1 pseudogene is annotated in these 891 nt (G+C 47.0%); it reads right to left on the bottom strand.

The features are described 5' to 3' along the window. A pseudogene (locus J5069_RS23680) lies at window positions 1-891 on the bottom strand (DUF2345 domain-containing protein); the annotation flags it as partial.

Below are 891 nucleotides of genomic sequence, written 5' to 3'. Positions count from 1 at the left end.
TGGTTTTTTCATAGTGGCTGGACTCTTCCATCGCCTGGGCATAGAGGAATCCCCCCTTGGCCGCCGCATCTAGCGCCCCTTTAGCAATAAGTTGTGTCGCCTGAAACAGGATGCTGCCGTTGGAAAGCAGGGTTAGGACACCTCCGCTGTTAAGGGTGGCATTTTTCTGTGTCACGGTTTCGCTGTACGCATTTCCTCCTTCGCGGTAGATATGATTACTTACCGCGTTCAGTTCCATTTTTCCGCCGGAACTGAGCGTCATATCGTTTTCGGAAGAGAAATCCGTGCCATTAGCGATGAAATCCCCATTGGCGGCCAGCGTCAGTTTTTTTCCTGCATGCACACGCGCCGTGAGATAGCGATCGTCTTTGTTATTGTCATTGGTGCTATCAAGGGCTGAATAGCCCGTTGCGAAGAGGCTCAGGTTGTTGCCTGCCAGCAGGGTGGTATTCCCCTGTGCAGAGAGATCAGCGGATTGAGCCAGTAAATCTCTTCCACTGGAGATCAGTAACTGATTACCCGCGCTAAGGCGACTGCTTAACTCCGCCTTTCGTGATTCAGGAAAAAGGGACTCAGGTATGGTCACCAGTGATTTTGGGGTGAGGTTTATGTCCTCCCCGGCCGTCAGGCTAATATTTTTTGTAGCATTCAGTGTCATGCCTGCGATATCAAGGTTTTTTCCTGCATTAAACGTAATATCGCCTATGGAATCCATAATACTGAATTTTTTCAATGCGTCATTAAAATAAGCCAGTTTTTCAACATCAGAACTTACGGTGCCGAGTCGTTCTAGTTGTAGAAAGTCTTCATCACTTTTTATGGTCAGATTTTGACCTGAAGTTAAGGTTGTATTAATATTCTTTCCGAAGAAAACACCCAACAATCCAAGAT

The sequence above is a fragment of the Candidatus Symbiopectobacterium sp. NZEC127 genome, from assembly GCF_025962675.1.
Classification (GTDB): domain Bacteria; phylum Pseudomonadota; class Gammaproteobacteria; order Enterobacterales; family Enterobacteriaceae; genus Symbiopectobacterium.
This window is presented reverse-complemented; position numbering and strand designations above follow the sequence as displayed.